The organism is Methylobacterium sp. J-030, from assembly GCF_022829545.1.
GTDB lineage: Bacteria > Pseudomonadota > Alphaproteobacteria > Rhizobiales > Beijerinckiaceae > Methylobacterium.
In genome coordinates, this window is the sequence record NZ_JAKSYM010000351.1 from 80073 (window position 1) to 98090 (window position 18018).

The window sequence follows — 18018 nt, forward strand, 5'->3', positions numbered from 1 at the left end:
ACGGTCCGGCCGGATCCCCCGGCCGTCCCGCTTGTCCGCAGCGACGCCCATCCATAGATCCCTCCGATGACGGCACTCCCCTTCGACAACAGCTACATCCGCCTGCCGGAGCGCTTCTACGCGCGGCGTCCGCCGACGCCCGTGGCGGCCCCCCGCCTGATCCGGCTGAACCGGGCGCTGGCCGAGGAACTCGGCCTCGATGCCGGCTGGCTCGCCGGCCCCGACGGGGTGGCGGCGCTGGCGGGGAATGCGGTTCCGGAAGGCGCCGACCCGATCGCCGCGGCCTATGCCGGGCATCAATTCGGGCAGTTCGTGCCGCAGCTCGGCGACGGCCGCGCGGTCCTGCTCGGCGAGGTCATCGACCGGAACGGCCTCCGCCGGGACATCCAGCTCAAGGGCTCCGGCCCGACCGCGTTCTCCCGGCGCGGCGACGGGCGGGCGGCGCTGGGGCCGGTCCTGCGCGAATACCTCGTCAGCGAGGCCATGGCGGCGCTCGGCATCCCAACAACCCGGGCGCTCGCCGCCATCGCCACCGGGGAGCCCGTGATCCGCGAGACCCTGCTGCCCGGCGCCGTGCTCACCCGCGTCGCCGCGAGCCACATCCGGGTCGGCACATTCCAGTTCTTCGCGGCCCGCGGGGATGACGAGGCCCTGCGGGCGCTGGCCGACCACGTCCTGGGCCGGCACTATCCCGCGGCCGCACAGGCCGCGCATCGCTACCGGGCGCTGCTCGACGCGGTCATCGCCGCCCAGGCCGATCTGGTGGCGCGCTGGCTGCTCGTGGGCTTCGTCCACGGGGTGATGAACACCGACAACATGTCGGTCGCCGGCGAGACGATCGATTACGGCCCCTGCGCCTTCCTCGACGTCTACGATCCCCGCACCGTCTACAGCGCGATCGACCAGACCGGGCGCTACGCCTACGGCCAGCAGCCGCGCATCGCGCTCTGGAACCTGACCCGGTTCGCCGAGACCCTGCTGCCGCTGCTCGCCGATGACGAGACCGCGGCGGTCGCCGCCGCAGAGGCTGCGCTCGCGGGCTACGCGCCGCGCTTCGAGGCCGCGTATCAGGGCGGTCTCAATCGGAAGCTCGGCCTGGGTTCGGTCCGGGACGGTGACCCGGCGCTGGCGAGCGACCTCCTGACGCGGATGGCCGAGAACCAGGCCGATTTCACCTTGACCTTCCGGACCCTCTGCGGAGCCGCCGAGGGACCGGCGGGGGACGGGGCCGTGCGCGACCTGTTCGTCGATCCGACCGCCTACGATGGCTGGGCCGCCGGCTGGCGGGCGCGGCTCGCCGAGACGGGCCGCGACCCGGCCGAGGTTGCCGCTGACATGCGGACGGTCAACCCCGCCTTTATCCCGCGCAACCACCAGGTCGAGGCGATGATCGCCGCGGCCGTGGAGCACGATGACTTCACGGCCTTCGAGGCCTTCCTGACGGTGCTGGCACGACCCTACGCCGATCAGCCGGAGCACGCCCGCTACGCGCGGGCGCCCGAGGGCGGCGGGGTCGGCTACCGGACCTTCTGCGGCACGTAAGGCAGCCCCAAGGCCCGGGGCCGGATCAAACCTGGGGCCGGGATCAAACCTGGGGCCGGATCAAACCTGGGGCCACGTGTAGATCTCGTGCACGGAGCCGTCGGCGCGGAACCAGTGCACCCGCGTGGCCGGGTTGAACCCGTGATCCCGATACGAGGTGGCGATCACCGACACGAGGGAGGACGCCAACGACCGGTCGACGATGTCGTAGGCGAGTAGCTGGGGCGTGCGCCCATCGTCATGGGCGAGATCGCGGACGAAGATCGAATACGACATCTGTCTGACTCGGCTCCATCTGAAACAACCAGCACTTGCATATATCTCGAGGATCGCCAGGGTTCAGCGCAAGTTCGCGTCAAGGTTAAGCAGCGTTAATCGGATTTCGGAGACTTGATTGCGTCTTCGCCAACCGGACTCGGTTGCGGAACCGCGATGAGGTCGCGCATGGCAGGGCCGCAACCGGGCATCGGATCCGGTCTGGACGGCGGCCGCGCCTTCGCCGATCCTGTACGGCCGGACGCGGCATGCCGCCCGCACCGCGCGAAGAGGAGATTCCGGGACGATGGGCAAGCGGATCCTCGCGGGACTCGCCGCGCTGCTCCTCGGCCTGTCGTCCGCCCTGGCGGGGCCCGTCGTGGTCGCCTCCAAGCTCGACACCGAGGGCGGGGTGCTCGGCGCCCTCATCCTGCAGGCGCTAAGGGCGAAGGGGATCCCGACGGTGGACAGGACCCAGCTCGGGGCGACGTCGATCGTGCGTCAGGCCCTGCTGGAGGGCCAGATCGACATCTATCCGGAATACACCGGCAACGCGGCGTTCTTCTTCGGGCGGCAGGATCTCCCGGTCTGGAAAGACGCGCAGGCCGCCTACGAGACGGCCCGGAGCCTGGATCTGAAGGCCAACGATTTCGTCTGGCTGGCGCCCGCCTCGGCCAACAACACCTGGGCGATCGCGGTCCGCGACGACATCGCGAAGGCCAACACCCTCACGACGATGAGCGATTTCGGCCGCTACGTGGCGGGCGGCGGCGCGATCAAGCTCGCGGCCTCCTCGGAGTTCGTCTCCGCGCCGGCCGCGCTCCCGGCCTTCGGCCGGACCTACGGCTTCGCGCTCCGGCCGGAGCAGCTCGTCATCCTGGCGGGCGGGGATACCGCGGCCACCATCGCGGCGGCGGCGCGGGGCACCTCCGGGACCAACGCCGCCATGGTGTTCGGGACCGACGGCAGCCTCGCCGCCGCCCGCCTCGTCGTGATGGCGGACGACCGGGGTATTCAGCCGGTCTACCAGCCCGCGCCGGTGGTGCGCGGGGCCGTCCTCAGGGCTCATCCCGAGATCGCGGCGGTGCTCGATCCGATCTTCCGCCGGCTCGACCTCGCCACGCTGCGCGACCTCAACGGCCGGGTGCAGCTCGGCGGCGAACCGGCCTCCGCGGTGGCGGCGGATTTCTTGAAGGCGGCGGGGCTCGTGCCGTGAGGCCAGGGCGGGCTGTGGCGCACTGCGGGCTGCGGCGTTGGTGACACAAGCGCCGTGTGTCATCTTTTCGTTGAGGGATCGCGGGTTGCTGCCACGCCCCCGACCGTCCCCTCTCCCCGCGTACGGGGAGAGGCCGGCACGGACCTCGTCGTCCGTGCGGGAAGCGGAGGCGAAGCCCGAGCGGCGGTGAGGGGGCTTGTCAGGATGAGACGCTTCCGGAGCCGCCCGCTCACCCTCGGCTGCCGTCGCTCCGGCGACGACGAGGTCGCCGGAGCCCGCTCCCCGCAAGCGGGGCGAGGGCGATCCACGGAGGCGGTCATCGCCGTTCCGATAGAAAACCGCCGCCGACCGCCACTCCCGACCATCTTCCCCGTGCGCTCGCCACATTCGGTCCGGGCGCGCTAAGTCCAGGCGACGCGCGGCCACGCTCCTGCGGACGCGCCCGGAGCCTCGGAATGGGCCAACCCTCTGCGACCGGGACGTATGCCGGCGGCCGCCCATCGGGCCGACTCGTCTCCGGCCTCGATCCGCTGGGCGCGGCCCTCGCCGCGCTGCTGGCCGTCGGCCTCCTGGCGCTGCCGCTGATGGTCGCGCGGCCGAACCGGATCGCCGAAGGTACGCCATCGATGGCATGGTCGGCGTTGCCTTGCGGCCAGGCGCTCATGCTCCTCGCCGTTCTCGGTTTCGCCGCACCGCTGCTGGCGCTGCGGATCCCACCGCCCCTGCGGCTCGCCGCGGGGGCGGCCGCGCTGCTCTCTCTCGGCCTCGCGGCCGGCTGGGCGGCCGATCACCTGACGCCGCCGGGCGACCGCTATGCCCGGGTCTCGCCGGATGCCGGCTGGTGGCTGGCCTGCGCGGCAGCCGGCCTCGCCGCCGGCGACGGGCTGGCGCGCCTGCGGCCCGGCCCCGGGACGCGGGTCGCGGCGCTGGCGGCCGTCGCGGCCCTGGCGGGGGTCACCCTCCGGTCCGGGTTCTGGGACAACCTCTCGGTGATGCGCGAATATGCCGGCCATGCGGACACGTTCGGCCGGGAGGTCCGGACCCATCTCGGCCTCGCCCTCGCGTCGGTGGCGGCAGCAGCCCTCGCCGGGATCCCGGCCGCCATCCTGGCGCGCCCGGTCCCGCCCCTGCGCCGGGCGCTGCTCGCCGTGCTCAACGGGGTGCAGACCATCCCCTCCATGGCGCTGTTCGGGATGCTGATCGCCCCGCTGGCCTGGATCGGCCGCACGGTCCCCGGGGCGGCGGAATTCGGGATTGCGGGGATCGGCCCCGCCCCGGCCTTCGTGGCCCTGTTCGCCTACGCGCTCCTGCCCGTGGCCGCCGCGACCGTGGCGGGGCTCGACGCCGTCCCCGAATCGGTGCGCGACGCGGCGCGCGGCGTCGGGATGACCGGCCGGCAGCGCCTCCTCCAGGTGGAGCTGCCGCTGGCACTCCCGGGACTCCTCACCGGGATCCGGATCGTCCTCGTGCAGAACCTCGGCCTTGCGGTGATCGCGGGGCTCGTGGGCGGCGGCGGGCTCGGAGTGTTCGTCTTCCAGGGCATCAGCCAGAACGCGGGGGATCTCGTCCTGCTCGGGGCGCTGCCGACCGTCGCCCTGGCGGGCGGCGCCGCCGTGCTGTTCGACGCCGCCATCGCGGCGAGCCGGACCGCGGAGCCGCGCCCGTGAGGCCGGATCCGATGATCGAGCTCGCCGGAATCAGCCGCGTCATCGGCGGACGCGCGGTCGTGTCCGACGTCAGCCTGCGGGTCGCGGCCGGCGCGATCCTGACGGTGGTGGGCACCTCGGGATCCGGCAAGACGACCCTGCTGCGGATGATCAACCGCCTCGTCGAGCCGAGCGCCGGCACGGTCCGCATCGGAGGCCGGGACATCCGGGCGGTGGCCCCGCACCTCCTGCGCCGGGGAATCGGCTACGCGATCCAGGGCCACGGCCTGTTCCCCCACCGGACCGTGGCGGAGAACATCGCCGTGGTGCCGCGGCTGCTGGGCTGGGACCGGCGGCGGATCGCCGAACGGGTCGACGCGCTGCTCGGCCTGTTCCACCTCGATCCGGCCGCCTACCGCGACCGGCTCCCGGCGGCGCTCTCGGGCGGCGAGCAGCAGCGGATCGGGGTCGCCCGGGCGCTCGCCGCCGAGCCGCCGATCCTGCTGATGGACGAGCCGTTCGGCGCCCTCGATCCGATCATCCGCGGCCAGGCCCAGGCGGATCTGAGGGCGATCCAGCGGCGCACCGGCACCACCATCGTGCTGGTGACCCACGACATGGACGAGGCCCTGCGCCTCGGCGACCGGATCGCCGTGATGGATCGCGGCCACCTCGTGCAGGAGGCCGATCCGGCGGCGCTGATCGGCGCGCCGGCGACGGATTTCGTCGGCGCCCTCCTCGGCGGCGGCGACCGGGCCTTCCAGCTCATGGCGCTGCGCGCCGTGGACGACCTCGTCGAGCCCGGCGCGGCGCCGGGCGAGCCGATCCCGGCGGGTATCTCGGTGCGCGCGGCACTGGCCGAGAGCCTCTGGTCGCGGCGCCCGGCCCTGCCCGTCAGCCGCGACGGCGTGCTCATCGGCCGGGTGACGCGCGCCGTCCTTGAGGCGCAGGGCGCCCGCCCGTGAGCCGAGCGGGTCCGCTGGTGAAGTTCGCGCTGCTGGCACTGCTCGCCGCCTTCCTGCTCGCGCCGCAGAGCTTCGCGGGGCTGTTCCGCCCCTTCGCCCCCGGAGACACGGCGCCGATCTACACGCAGACCCCGCTGCTCACCCTCACCGTCAACCACCTCCTGCTGGTCGCAGCTGCGACCCTGGCGGCGGGCCTGCTGGCCGTCGGCTTCGCGGTCGCGGCGACCCGGCCGGCCGGCCGCGACGTCCTGCCGTTCGCCCGGGCCGTGGCCAATCTCGGCCAGACGTTCCCGCCGGTGGCGGTCCTGGCGCTGGCCGTGCCGGTCTTCGGGTTCGGGCCGGTGCCGACGCTCGTCGCCCTGGTGCTGTACGGGCTGCTGCCGATTTTCGAGACGACGCTCACCGGCCTCGAGGGCCTCGATCCGGCGCTGATGGAGGCCGCGCGCGGCCTGGGCCTCACCGACCGCCAGCGGCTCGTCCAGGTGGAACTGCCGCTCGCCCTGCCGATGATCCTGGCCGGGATCCGGCTCTCGGCCGTCATCGGCCTCGCGACGGCGACCATCGGCTCGACGGTGGCGGCCAGCACGCTCGGCGAGGTGATCATCTCGGGCCTGCTCACGGGCAACACCGCCTACGTCCTGCAGGGCGGCCTCGTGGTCTCGGCGCTCGCCATCCTGATCGACGCGGCGCTGCGCGCGCTCGAACGGGTTGCAGCGCGGCGATCTGGATTTCCTTCCTAGAATCGACTAACGGTCTTGCGGGACCGTACGCGCGGTCCTGGGGCTTGGAATCCCCTGTCTGATGGTTGGTGCCGACCAGAACGGCACTTGCACCTTGACCATACGGTCGGGGAGCCTGCGACGTATGTCCAGGCGTTCCGGCGCTAAAGGTCGTAGGGACCGTTCAGACACGGTTTTCCAACTCCCCGACTCGGGATGGTCGAAGGCTCGTTCGCGGGGGCGTACCGCGGACCATAGCCGGCCTGGAGGGCGGGTGATGGCTCCCATCGATCCCGAGTTGCGGATGCGCCAGCTCGCAGAACTGCGCGCAGCCTACGACGCCAGCCCCGACATCGGGGACGACCCCGTCGAGAACAGCACGGCGCGGCATTCGCGGGTGCTGCTGGGGCGGATCCTCCGCGCCCTCAGCGGCCCGCACGGCAGCGCGTGCGGACCGGAAAGCCGGCCGGTCGGCAAGGCCTGCGCCGACGCTTGAGGCGTCGCCGTGTCGGGCAGCCTTCAATCCCGAGCCGCGATCGCATGAACGATCCCGCCCCGCAGGGCGCAGCAAGGTCGAGTCCGGCCCGAACACATGGCTCGATGCATGGAACAGAATATTCTTCGATCGGATCGACCTCTTTATCTCCGATGGTATGAATATCATCTGGATATCTGACCTGCTTATCCGCATCAACGTCACAAATCGTCGGATGCATCGCAATATAAATGCTATGCTTATTTCTAAAATAAAACAATCATCCAATTATTGTTCGAATACGGTCAAATAAATTACGATCTCGCAGTATTCGAAAAATATACTGTTGAATCGATGAGATAATTGTATCACGCTACCCGCGGCGCCGATGATTCGGTCGGCCAGACTTCGGCAAGGAAGCCCCTCGCCGGCCCATCTTGCATGCGCCAGATCGGGAGGTCGTCATGATGTGCAGAGAGATCGTGTTCGCAGCATCCGTGATACAGTCGGTGGCGTTCGGCCTGCTGCTTCTGGGTCCCGTCCCGGCGGGCGCCGAGGACATGCCGCGGCAGGGTGATTTCCGGATCACCTACACCTCGACCGTGCCGGCGGCGCCGAAGCCCGTCACCATCGGCGAGAACCGCGTCGCCTCGGCCACGATCAACATGATGACCGCGGTCAACGAGTCCGGCGGCAAGCTCCTGCACAACATGGCCGGGCGCTGCACCTCTGCGCCGACGATCGACAATGGCGCCAAGACCCTGGAGAACCACGGCTATTGCGACTACGTCGACGCCGACGGCGACCACGTGTTCGAGAAGTGGGACTACCCGCTCCAGCCGCTCGCCGCAATGAACGAGGGGACGGGCGAGTGGATCGGCGGCACCGGCAAGTTCGCGGGCCTGTCGGGCACGATGACGATCCGCTCGCGCCGGCTGAACACCCTGACGGACGGGGCGGTCCAGGTGGTTGGCGAGAAGCTCGGCCACTACAGCCTCACCGACACGGTGGCGAGCGCCAAGCCGGATTGAGAGGAACCGGGACGGCGGGCCGTCCCGGCGCTATACGCGCCCCATGACGCCCGCCGATCGAGACCGGTTCGAGAAGTGCCTCGCGCTTGCCGCGCAGGGCGCCACAGCGGGCGAGCGCGCGGCCGCACAGGCCGCCGCCGCGCGCATCGCCGCGGGCGCCGGCCTGACCCTCGCCGAGGCGATCCGCGCCGTCCGACCAGCGCGGGCGGAATCCGGATCCCGATCGGCACCCCGGCGTCCCTATGCCTGGGCCCAGCCCAAGGAGCCGGTGACGCCGATCACGGTCGAGGAATTGCTGCGCCAGAAGGCCGAGACCGAGGCCTGGCGCAAGCGGGCCGCCGCCCGGGCCAAGCAACGGCGCCGGCAGGTGCAGCCGGATGAGGAGGCCTACGCGGCCGAGCAGCGCGCCCGGCAGGCCGAGCGCGACCGCGCCTGGGCGCAGGCGCGCGCCGGGGCCTCATCCGACGACCCGTAGGGCGCCGTCCTACTTCGTCACGAGGCTGCAGGTGCTCTCCGACAGGGGCTGGAACGCCTGATCGCCCGGGATGGTCTTCAGGATCCTGTAAAAATCCCACGGCCCCTTGGACTCGCCAGGCGTCTTCACCTGCGCGAGGTACATGTCGTGGACCATCCGGCCGTCGACGCGCAGGCTCGCGTTGCGGGCGAAAAAGTCCTGGATCGGCAATGCGCGCATCGTGGCCATGACCTTGAGGCCGTCATCCGTCCCGGCGGCCTCGGCGGCCTTCAGGAAGTGGAGCACGGCCGAGTAGTCGCCGGCCTGCACCATGGTGGGCATGCGCCCGCCCATCCGCTCGCCGAAACGCTTCGCGAAAGCCCGGGTCTGGTCGTCCAGGTCCCAGTAGAACCCGGTCGTCAGGATCATGCCCTGGGCGTCCTTGAGACCGACCGAGTGGATGTCGGTCAGGAAGATGTTGAGCCCGCCGAGCGTCTGGCCGCCCTGCGGGATGCCGAACTCGCTCGCTTGCTTGATGGTGTTGATCGTGTCGGCGCCCGCATTGGCCATGCCGATGATCTTGGCGCCCGACCCCTGCGCCTGCAGCAGGTAGGACGAGAAATCGGCATTGGGGAACGGGTGCTTGACCGAGCCCAGCACTGTGCCGCCCTTCGCCTTCACCACCCGGGTGACCTGCGCCTCCAGGTCGTGCCCGAAGGTGTAGTCGGCGGTGATGAAGAACCACGTGTTCTTCGGGTCGTCCGCCAGCGCGGTCGCGGTGCCAGCCGCCAGCGCGTAGGTATCCCAGGTCCAGTGGGCGCCGGTCGGCGAGCAGGCTGAATTGGTCAGCGCCATGGAGCCGGCACCGGAATTGATGTCGATCTTGCCCTTGGCGCGGGCGACCTCGCGCACGGCGAGGCCCGCCACCGAGGAGTTGGTGTCGAAGATCGCGTCGACGCCCTCGGTATCGAACCAACGGCGGGCGATCGCGGAGGCGATATCGGCCTTGTTCTGGTGGTCGGCGAAGATCAGCTCGACCTTGCGGCCGTTGATCGGGCGGCCGAAATCCTCGACCGCGAGTTGCGCCGCCGTCACCGAGCCCCGGCCGGCGAGGTCCGAATAGCCGCCCGACATGTCGGTCAGGACGCCGATCTTGATGCCGCCGTCGGCGTACTGGGCGCGGGCCGGCGCGGCGGCGAGACAGGCCGCGAAGGCGGCGGCCAGGGCCGCGCCACGGCGCCGCGCGATTCGATTCGACATGGACTTCCTCCCCTCTGGTTGCTTGTTTTTTTATGGTTCCGATGACGCGGCCTGTCGGCGCCTCGTACTACAGCCGGGATTCCCAGTTCGAGCGTAGCGGGCGGTGCAAACACCCCTCCCCCCTGCGGGGAGAGGGCTCCGGCGCCCACGGATCTCGGGCCTGCCCGAGATCCGACCTTTGTTGCCCCAGTCGGGCAGGCCCGACTGGGGATGTCGCCGGAGCAAGGCGGCAGCCGAAGGTGAGCGACCGTGCAGCCCGGTCAGCACCGCGTTGGTCAGGGCTCGGATCGGCCGCAACGGGTGGTCGGCAGGAACGCGCTCTTCGAGCCGCACATAGCTGAACAGGTTGGTCGATCCTCCCTCACGCCCGCGCATCGCTCACCCCCCAACGCCGCCGGCAGAGTGAATCATCTCGCAAGCCACGCCGCCACCGACTTTTGCAGCAGTCTTCCGGAGCGTGATGCCGACCACCATGCGCCGGACGCGGCCGTTGAAGCGCTTGATCATGCCGTTGGTTTTGGATGTGTAGGAGCGCGTCTTGCGATGCTGCGCGCCGCGCCGGTCGTAGACCGCCTCGAACGCATCGGCCGTGGAGCAGGAGCCGCGGTCGGTGAGCACGTGGGTGACCTTGAACGGAAAGGCCCTGAGCGCGTCCATGAGGAAGGCCACCGCCGGGCCCGTGGTGTCGTCCTTGATGGCGACATGCCCACGGCGCGCGGCACCACCGATGGCGACGTACAAGTCGCGTTTGTGCGGGATGCGGTCGCAGTCCTACAGCTGGGGTAGGTGGTTTACATCCCCGTGGAGAACGCCGACCTCGTAGTTCTTTTTGCGTTGGGAGAACGGCCTCACGCCTGCTGGCGCAGGCTCGGCATCGTGCCGAAGCGGACGATCTCGTCGTGCATCCGGCCCAGTGGGAGTACCTTCGCGACCGCGCCGCGCTCGATCGCCTCTTTGGGCATGCCGAAGACCACGCAGCTCTCCTCGTCCTGCGCGACGGTCAGCGCACCAGCCCGGCGCATCTCCAGGAGGCCCGTAGCACCGTCGTCGCCCATCCCGGTCATCAGGATGCCGAGCGCGTTGGTGCCGGCGCATTGTGCCGCCGACCGGAACATCACGTCGACCGAGGGCCTGTGGCGCGAGACCAGCGGCCCGTCCCGCACCGCGACGCTGTAGCGGTTGCCGGTGCGCTGGACCAGCAGGTGCCGGCCACCCGGCGCAATCAGGGCCTGCCCGGGCAGCACCGCGTCGCCGTCCGTCGCCTCCTTGACGGAGATGGCGCAGAGACCGTCCAGCCGCTTGGCGAAGGCGGCGGTGAAGCGTTCGGGCATGTGCTGGACGACGACGAGGCCGGGACAATCCTCCGGCAGTACGTCCAGCACGTCGCGCAGCGCTTCCGTTCCCCCGGTCGAGGCGCCGATGCAGACGATCCGCTCCGTCCCGGCGACCGGCCGGGCGCGGGCGAAGGGCGGCAACATGGCGTCGGCCGTCAGCTTCTTCTCGATCGGGCGACCCGGCGGTCGGACCGGGCGCAGCTTGGCCCGGGCGGCCGCCCGCACAGCGTCGCAGACCCGCACCGAGGATTCGAGCAGGAACTGCCGCGTGTCGGCTCGGGGCTTCGGCACCACGTCGACGGCGCCTGCCTCCAGCACGTCGAACAGCGTCCGAGAGCCCTGCTCGGTGAGGGCCGAGCAGACGATCACGGGGATCGGCCGCTGGGCCATGATCTTCCGCAGGAACGTCAGCCCGTCCATGCGCGGCATCTCGAGATCGAGGAGGATGACGTCGGGCATCTCGTCCTGGATGCGCCGTGCCGCGATGAACGGATCCGCCGCCGTACCGAGGATCGTGATGTCGGGCGCCGCATCCAGGATGCTGACGAGCGTCTGCCGGACCGAGGCCGAATCGTCCACGATCAGCACGCGGATCGGGTCCTGCCGGCTCATTGGAACATGTCTCCCGTCCGGCGGAAGATGGTCGAGGCGACCTGCTCCAGGCCCGGCACGCCGGCGCCCGCCATCGACTCGGAATGGCCGACGATGAGGAACCCGCCGGGACGCAGATGCGAGCCCAGCCGCTGCAGCACCGTCTTCTGTGTGGCTTTGTCAAAATAGATCAGCACGTTGCGGCAAAACACGATGTCGACGTCCCGATCGACCGGGTAGACCTGATCCATCAGGTTGAGGTTCTGGAACTGCACCCGGTTGCGCAGTTCGGGCACGATCCGCCCCAGCTTCTGCGCCGGATCCCGGGAGGCCATGACGTAGCGTCGGCGGACCTGCGGTGGCACGGCCGCCAGCATCTCGTCGGGATAGACGGCATCCGTCGCGACCTTCAGAACCTCGCTGGAGACGTCGGTGCCGAGAATCGCGTAGGTGAACGGATATCCGCTGGCGACCATGTCCTGCAGCACCATCGCAAGCGTGTAGGCCTCCGCCCCCGTTGAGGCGGCCGCGCTCCAGAGCTTGAGGCGCGGGCGGCCGACGACGCCCCGGCATAGGAGCGGGACCAGATCGTCGCGCAGAAGATCGAAGTGGGCCGGCTCCCGGAAGAAATCCGTCTTGTTCGTCGTGATGCAATCGACGATGTGGCCGAATTCCTCCGTCAGATGACCGTCGTCGAACAGATATCGGCCGTAATCGTCCAGGCTCCCGAAGTCGAGCGCGCGCATGCGCTTGCGCAGCCGCCCCTCCAGCATGGTCCGCTTCGCCGGCGGCATCTGGATCCCGACCCGCTCCTGCACGAGATCGGCGACGGTGCGGAAATGACGGTCGTTCAACTGCGGCATGATCGGGTTCCCGGCCGGGCCGTCATGCGGCGAGGGATGGCGTGAGCAGGGCCGGATCATCGCCCGCCATGAGCGCCTCAAGGTCGAACACCACCACGAAAGCGTCGCCCTTCCGGCCGATGCCGGCGATGTAGCGGGAGCGCCAGCGGCCACCGACATTGGGAGCCGCCTCCAGTTCTGCTTGGTCAAGTTCCGTGACCTCGATCACGCGATCCGCCACGAAGCCGACGCGTCTGGCGCCCGCGCCCTGGGGGATGTTCAGCAGGATGATGCGGGTCGACGGCGTCACGGGGATCGACGGCAGGCCGAGCTTGGTCCGCAGGTCGACCACCGGGTAGCTCTGTCCCCGGACGTCGATCATGCCGACCAGGAAGGGGGGCGCCTGCGGAAGGGCGGCCGGCACCCGGTAATCCAGGATCTCGTGAACGGACGCGATGTCGATCCCGAAGATCTCCCGATCGAGACCGAGGGTGAGATACTGCCATATGCTGGACATTCCGGTCTCCGGTTCTCTCGCCGCCGGCGCCCCGCTGGCGAGGCACCGGATCCGCGACGGCGGCGTGTCTGTATCGATCGTATTGGGCGCGGGGCACGGGCCCCGCGCCGCTCAGGCGGCGCGGATGAAGTCGGCGTCGCGGGCGTCGCCCTCGCCCATATCGATGGCGAAGCCGCCGCCCTGAACCGCGGCGGCCCGGCCGCCGCGCGGCGTGAGGCCGGCCTTGCCGCTCGCACCGGCGGTCCGGGCCGGAGCCGCCATCCGGGCGGCCGCGGCCCGCAATTTCGACACCGCCGGCTCGGCGGCGGCATCGGAACCCGCGTCATCGATGCGGAAGTAGGCGATGGTCGCCTGGAGCCGCTCGGCCTGGGTGGCCAGTTCGTCCGAGGTCGCCGAGACCTGCTCGGACGCGCTGGCGTTCTGCTGGGTCACCTTGTCGAGCTGCTGGATCGCCTGGTTGATCTGGCCCGAACCGACATCCTGCTCCCGGCACGCCGCCGAGATCTCCTCCACCAGGCTGGCGGTCTTCTTGATGTCGGGCACCAGCCGCCCGAGCATCTCGCCAGCCTGCTGGGCCGCCTTGACGGTGTCGGCCGACAGCGTCCCGATCTCGGCCGCCGCCGCCTGGCTGCGCTCGGCCAGCTTCCTCACCTCGGAGGCCACCACCGCGAAGCCGCGGCCGTGCTCGCCCGCGCGGGCCGCCTCCACGGCGGCGTTGAGCGCCAGCAGGTCGGTCTGCCGGGCGATCTCCTGCACGATGGTGATCTTCTGGGCGATGGTCTGCATCGCCTCCACGGCCCGGCCGACCGCCGCGCCGCTGGCCTCGGCATTCTGGGCCGATTGCCGGGCGATCGCCTCGGTCTGGCTGGCGTTCTCGGCGTTCTGCTTCACGTTGGCGGCCATCTCCTCCACGGAGGCGGAGGCCTCCTCGGTCGAGGCGGCCTGCTCGGTCGAGCCCTGCGACAGCTGCTCGGCCGAGGACGACAGCTCCTGAGACCCCGACGACACGTTGCTCGCCGCCGCAGCCGCCTCGCTCACGACGGCGCGCAGCTTCGCCAGCATCGTCTGCAGGGCGAGGCCCATCCGGTCCCTGTCGGAGAGCGGCTTGGCCTCGACCGTCAGGTCCCCCCCCGCGATCGCGTCGGCGAGGTCCGCGGTGGCGTTGAGGTTCGCGGTCATCCGGTTCATGGCGATCATCAGGTCGGCGATCTCGTCGCGTGAGGTCACGGTGATCGTCTGGCTCAGATCTCCGGTCGCGACCGCCTCCGCCATCGCCACCGCCTGGGCGAGGCCGCGCGCGATCGACACCGCGAGCCAGCCCGCGATGGCGATGCCGAGGACGAGCCCGCCGAAGACCGTAACGAGCAGGATCGTCTGACCCTCGGCCGACGTGGCCTTCGCCAGTTCGGCCGCTTCGGTCTTGCGCCGGGTTTGGTAATCGACCAAGGCGTTGACGGCCGTGACCGTATCGCTGCTCGCGACGGCATAATCGCCGGATGCGAGGGTCTGGGCCTGGACGGACGTGCCGGTCTCAGCCGTGGCCAGCGCCTTTTGCGCGGAGGCGGCCCAGGCATCGAATTTCTGCCGCACGCCGTCGGTGGCTATTCCCCGGGCAGCACCGACACGGAACAGATTGTCCAGGTCATGCGCGAGTTCTGCGCCTGTCTGTCTGGTTGCGGCGACGCGCTGGGCGAGAACCGCCGTATTCGTTGCGCTGGTCGTGGATTGCAGCTGCCCCCAGCTCCGTTCGAGGTGGATCTGTACGGCCGTGACGGCCCGGACCAGATCGTCGGCGCGCCCCCCGGCCTTCGCCACCGCCGCGTCGAGTTCCGCACGCAGCGCCGTTATCGCCGGACGGCCGGTCGTGTCGATCTCCGCCAAGGCCCTGACCGCGGAGTTGGCGCGTGTCAGCTCGATCACCTTGAGGCCGATCGTCCGTTGCTTGTCGAACTTGGCCGACACCTCCTCGAAGAGCCGCTTGGCCTCGTCGTTCAGCAGCAGGGGCTTCGCCTTGGCGAGGGCTGCGACCACTTCGCCGCGGTATTCCGCGGCACGCTTGGCGGAATGGCTCATCTGCTCGTCGTCGATGCTGAGGACGGTGGCGCGCACATTGGAGACGACCCGGATGGCACTGGCCTTGGCCTCCAGCAGGCGTGCCTCCAACTCCGAGCGCCCGATCACAAACGTCATCGCCGCGTCGGCGCTCAGGAGCTTCTGGTAGCCGACGCCGCCCGCCAGCCCCACGAGGATCAGCATGATGCCGAAACCGGCGGCCAACTTGGCCTTGATGGTGATACGCATTTTCGACGCCCCCCCGGCGTTCAGTTGAGGATCTGCTGCATGTCCGGGATGATGACGAACTCGTCCCCGGATTTGACGATCGAGCGGATGAACGCGGGCCGCCACGATGTCCCGATCGCGGGCGCCGGCTGGCGGGTGTCGAGGGCGACCGCGGTCACCTCGAACACCTTGTCGGCCACCAGGGCGACCAGCGTCGGGTCGCCGTCGAGGTCGAGTTCGATGACCACGAAGCGGGTATCGGCCGTCGCGGCCTCGACCGGCATGCCGAAGCGCGCGCGGATGTCGGCCAGCGGCACGACGTTGCCGCGCACGTTGACGACGTGGCCGAGATGCGGCCGCGCCCCGGCGACCCGGGTGGCCGGGATCGGGTCAATGATCTCGCGCACCATCCCGGCCCCGAGCGCGAAGGTCTCGGTGCCGATGCGCATCATCACGACCGACAGGGCGCGGCCCTGCTCGATGGCCTCGATGAAATCGGTCATCACGCCACCTCCCGGTACGCGCGGAGCCCGTCCGCGGCCCCGCATCCCTGTCCGGCCGCCGTCAGCATGGCCGGGTCGATGATCAGCGCCGCGGTCCCGTCGCCCAGGATCGTGGCGCCCGAGAAGGTCGTGACGTCGGCATGGAGCTTCGAGAGCGACTTGATCACCGTCTGATGGTTGCCGAGGATCTGGTCGGCCACGAGCCCGAACCGGGCCTCGCCCACCGAGACGACGATGACCTTCTGGTGCTGGTCGGGCGCGCCGGTCGCGTCGAACAGCCTGCGCAGGCGCAGGAACGGCACGAGGTCGCCGCGGATGTTGAGGAAGTCCCGGCCCCGGTCGCCGCGGCCGTCCTCGGGCAGCTCGACGCATTCCTCGACGGCCGCCAGCGGCACCACGTAGCGACCCTCCCCGACCCGGATCAGCAGGCCCTCGATGATCGCCAGCGTCAGCGGCAGGCGCAGCACGATTGCGGTGCCCGCGCCCGGCTCGGTGACGATGTCGATCGAGCCGCGCAGGGCCTCGATGGTCTTCTTCACCACATCCATGCCGACGCCCCGGCCCGAGAGCGCCGAGACCTTTTGGGCGGTGGAGAAGCCGGGGGCGAACAGGATCTGGTAGACCTGCTGGTCGGTCAGGACGGCGCCGGGCGCCACCAGCCCGCGCTCCTCGGCCTTGGCGCGGATGCGCGCCACGTCGAGCCCAGCGCCGTCGTCGCGCACGGTGACGTGGACCTGGGCGCCGACATGCTCGGCGGTGAGGGTAATGCGCCCGGTGGCGTCCTTGCCGGCGGCGCCGCGGCGGGCGGGATCCTCGATGCCGTGGTCGATGGCGTTGCGGATCAGGTGCACCAGCGGGTCCGCCAAGCGCTCGATCACGGTCTTGTCGAGCTCGGTCTCCTCGCCCGCGGTGACGAAGCTCACGGGCTTGCCGAGATCCCCCGAAAGGTCGTGGACCAGGCGCCGGAACCGGCTGAACAGCGCTCCGATCGGCACCATCCGGATGCTCATGGTGGTGTCGCGCAGCTGCGCCGACAGCCGCTCGATCTCCTCCGCGATGGTCTGGAGCCCGGCATCGGCATGGTGGCCGGCGAGCTGGCTGAGGCGGGCCTGGGCGATCACGAGTTCGCCGACCCGGTCGAGCAGCTCGTCGAGCCGCTCCGCCTCGACCCGCATGGTGCTGGCCGCGCGCGGCTCGGTGCCGCGGGCCGGGCTCCGGCGCTCCGGCTCGGGCGGCTTCGCGGTTTCCCGCGCGGCCGGCTCGGCCGCCCGCACCGGCACCGAGACCAGCGGCGGCACGGGGGCAGACCGGGGCGCCGGCTCGGTTGCCGGGGCCGGCGCGTCGAGGGGCGTCGGCGAGAGGACCATAGCGTCGCGCACGAACAGGAAGACGTCCTCGATCGCCTCCCGGGTCACGGCGCCGCGGAGGGTGATGTCCCAGCCGAGCGTCAGGCTCTCGGGGTCCAGGGCCGCGAGGTCGGGCAACGCCGCCAGCCGGGGCACGACCGTGCAGGGGCCGAGGTCGCGCAACTCGTCGAGGAGCGCCAGCGGGTTCGTCCCGTTGCGCAGCACCTCCGGGGCGAAGCCGATCCCGATCCGCCACCCCGCGGCCGCCACCTCGGCATCGGAGACCGGCTCCGGCCGCGAGGCCGTCTCCGATTCGGCTTGGGCCGGGGCCCGGCTCACGAGACGCTCAAGCTCCCCCAGGATCGCTTCGCCGATCACCGGTGCGGTGGCGTCCGGATCCTCAATCAGCGTGCGGATGTGGTCCTTGGCCGCGAGCGACACGTTCACGAGGTCGGCGCTGGTCGGCACCTGGCCGCGCCGGACGAGGTCGAAGGCGGTCTCGAAATCGTGCGTGAAGGCGGCGACCCGCTCGAAGCCGAACATCGCCCCCGATCCCTTGATCGTGTGCAGGGCGCGGAACGCGGTGTCGATCAGCGCCGGATCGTCCGGCTTGTCGCCGAGGTCGAGCAGCGCGGATTCGAGTCGGTCGAGAAGTTCGTTGGCTTCCGCCAAGAAGACCGCGCGCGGATCATGATCAGTCATCGTCGGGCAGGTCCAAAGGGTCCGGATTTGATGCATCCGCGCGAGCGATCACTCGGATGCACCGTCATTTCAAGGCTGGATCTTCCGATCCATCCGACCGACGCCCGATCGATCCGGGATTCAGCCCATCACCTCAGAATAATCTTACCGCATAAAAGTTAAAAGAGTAAGCTATGATCGATGATATAGGATCTCTCATTTCTCGTTTCCTGCACAACTCATCCCATATCTTGAAGGATGCTCAATGCAAAAAATGCATATCTTACTTTTTGCTATCGATTGACGAATCAAATATTAAAACCCCTCCCCATTGATCAATCGATACGATGGTATTCTTGAT

General features: G+C 70.0%; 17 protein-coding genes and 1 pseudogene. 8 read left to right on the top strand and 10 right to left on the bottom strand.

The window, feature by feature from the left end:
- Positions 1-66: 66 nt before the first annotated feature.
- Positions 67-1542, top strand: a complete 1476-nt coding sequence (locus MKK75_RS27735; RefSeq protein WP_244045700.1) for a protein adenylyltransferase SelO — start codon at positions 67-69, stop codon at positions 1540-1542.
- A gap of 60 nt (positions 1543-1602) precedes the next feature.
- Here the strand turns inward: MKK75_RS27735 and MKK75_RS27740 are convergent, their stop codons facing one another.
- A complete protein-coding gene (locus MKK75_RS27740) occupies positions 1603-1818 on the bottom strand; it encodes a hypothetical protein (protein WP_244045701.1) in 216 nt (71 codons plus the stop codon).
- 286 nt (positions 1819-2104) lie between these two features.
- Here MKK75_RS27740 and MKK75_RS27745 point away from each other — a divergent pair, with 286 nt between their 5' ends.
- The 7 genes from MKK75_RS27745 to MKK75_RS27775 all read left to right on the top strand — a co-directional run bounded on the left by MKK75_RS27745 (position 2105) and on the right by MKK75_RS27775 (position 8324).
- Positions 2105-3013 carry an ABC transporter substrate-binding protein gene (locus MKK75_RS27745; protein ID WP_244045702.1) on the top strand — a complete coding sequence of 303 codons (909 nt, stop codon included), beginning with the start codon at positions 2105-2107 and terminating at the stop codon, positions 3011-3013.
- A gap of 455 nt (positions 3014-3468) precedes the next feature.
- On the top strand, positions 3469-4680 hold the full coding sequence (locus tag MKK75_RS27750; protein ID WP_244045703.1) for an ABC transporter permease: 1212 nt from the start codon (positions 3469-3471) through the stop codon (positions 4678-4680).
- 11 nt (positions 4681-4691) lie between these two features.
- Positions 4692-5624 carry an ABC transporter ATP-binding protein gene (locus tag MKK75_RS27755; RefSeq protein ID WP_244045773.1) on the top strand — a complete coding sequence of 311 codons (933 nt, stop codon included), beginning with the start codon at positions 4692-4694 and terminating at the stop codon, positions 5622-5624.
- The gene (locus MKK75_RS27760; protein ID WP_244045704.1) at positions 5621-6364 is read left to right on the top strand and encodes an ABC transporter permease; all 744 of its coding nucleotides are present in this window, start codon (positions 5621-5623) and stop codon (positions 6362-6364) included. The genes MKK75_RS27755 and MKK75_RS27760 overlap by 4 nt, the downstream gene beginning before the upstream one ends.
- A 256-nt stretch (positions 6365-6620) precedes the next feature.
- A complete protein-coding gene (locus tag MKK75_RS27765) occupies positions 6621-6839 on the top strand; it encodes a hypothetical protein (RefSeq protein ID WP_244045705.1) in 219 nt (72 codons plus the stop codon).
- Positions 6840-7282: 443 nt separating this feature from the next.
- Entirely contained in the window at positions 7283-7849 is a 567-nt protein-coding gene (locus MKK75_RS27770) for a hypothetical protein (protein WP_244045706.1), read from the top strand.
- Positions 7850-7892: 43 nt separating this feature from the next.
- On the top strand, positions 7893-8324 hold the full coding sequence (locus MKK75_RS27775; RefSeq protein ID WP_244045707.1) for a hypothetical protein: 432 nt from the start codon (positions 7893-7895) through the stop codon (positions 8322-8324).
- A gap of 9 nt (positions 8325-8333) precedes the next feature.
- Here MKK75_RS27775 and MKK75_RS27780 read toward each other — a convergent pair whose 3' ends face one another.
- From MKK75_RS27780 to MKK75_RS27820, 9 genes and pseudogenes are all read right to left on the bottom strand, one after another.
- The gene (locus MKK75_RS27780) at positions 8334-9563 is read right to left on the bottom strand and encodes an ABC transporter substrate-binding protein (protein WP_244045708.1); all 1230 of its coding nucleotides are present in this window, start codon (positions 9561-9563) and stop codon (positions 8334-8336) included.
- A 213-nt stretch (positions 9564-9776) separates the two neighbouring features.
- A pseudogene (locus MKK75_RS27785) lies at positions 9777-9938 on the bottom strand (IS5/IS1182 family transposase); the annotation flags it as partial.
- 3 nt (positions 9939-9941) lie between these two features.
- Positions 9942-10304, bottom strand: coding sequence for a hypothetical protein (locus tag MKK75_RS27790; protein WP_244045709.1), 363 nt, complete (start codon positions 10302-10304; stop codon positions 9942-9944).
- Between the two features lie 107 nt (positions 10305-10411).
- Positions 10412-11509 carry a chemotaxis response regulator protein-glutamate methylesterase gene (locus MKK75_RS27795; RefSeq protein ID WP_244045710.1) on the bottom strand — a complete coding sequence of 366 codons (1098 nt, stop codon included), beginning with the start codon at positions 11507-11509 and terminating at the stop codon, positions 10412-10414.
- Positions 11506-12351, bottom strand: coding sequence for a CheR family methyltransferase (locus MKK75_RS27800; RefSeq protein WP_244045711.1), 846 nt, complete (start codon positions 12349-12351; stop codon positions 11506-11508). Before MKK75_RS27800 ends, MKK75_RS27795 begins: the two co-directional genes overlap by 4 nt.
- 22 nt (positions 12352-12373) lie before the next feature.
- Complete coding sequence (locus MKK75_RS27805; RefSeq protein ID WP_244045712.1) at positions 12374-12847, bottom strand: chemotaxis protein CheW; 474 nt, start codon at positions 12845-12847, stop codon at positions 12374-12376.
- 111 nt (positions 12848-12958) lie between these two features.
- Positions 12959-15148, bottom strand: coding sequence for a methyl-accepting chemotaxis protein (locus MKK75_RS27810; RefSeq protein WP_244045713.1), 2190 nt, complete (start codon positions 15146-15148; stop codon positions 12959-12961).
- 20 nt (positions 15149-15168) lie between these two features.
- The gene (locus MKK75_RS27815; RefSeq protein ID WP_244045714.1) at positions 15169-15630 is read right to left on the bottom strand and encodes a chemotaxis protein CheW; all 462 of its coding nucleotides are present in this window, start codon (positions 15628-15630) and stop codon (positions 15169-15171) included.
- Positions 15630-17678 carry a chemotaxis protein CheA gene (locus MKK75_RS27820; protein WP_244045715.1) on the bottom strand — a complete coding sequence of 683 codons (2049 nt, stop codon included), beginning with the start codon at positions 17676-17678 and terminating at the stop codon, positions 15630-15632. Before MKK75_RS27820 ends, MKK75_RS27815 begins: the two co-directional genes overlap by 1 nt.
- Positions 17679-18018 lie beyond the last annotated feature (340 nt).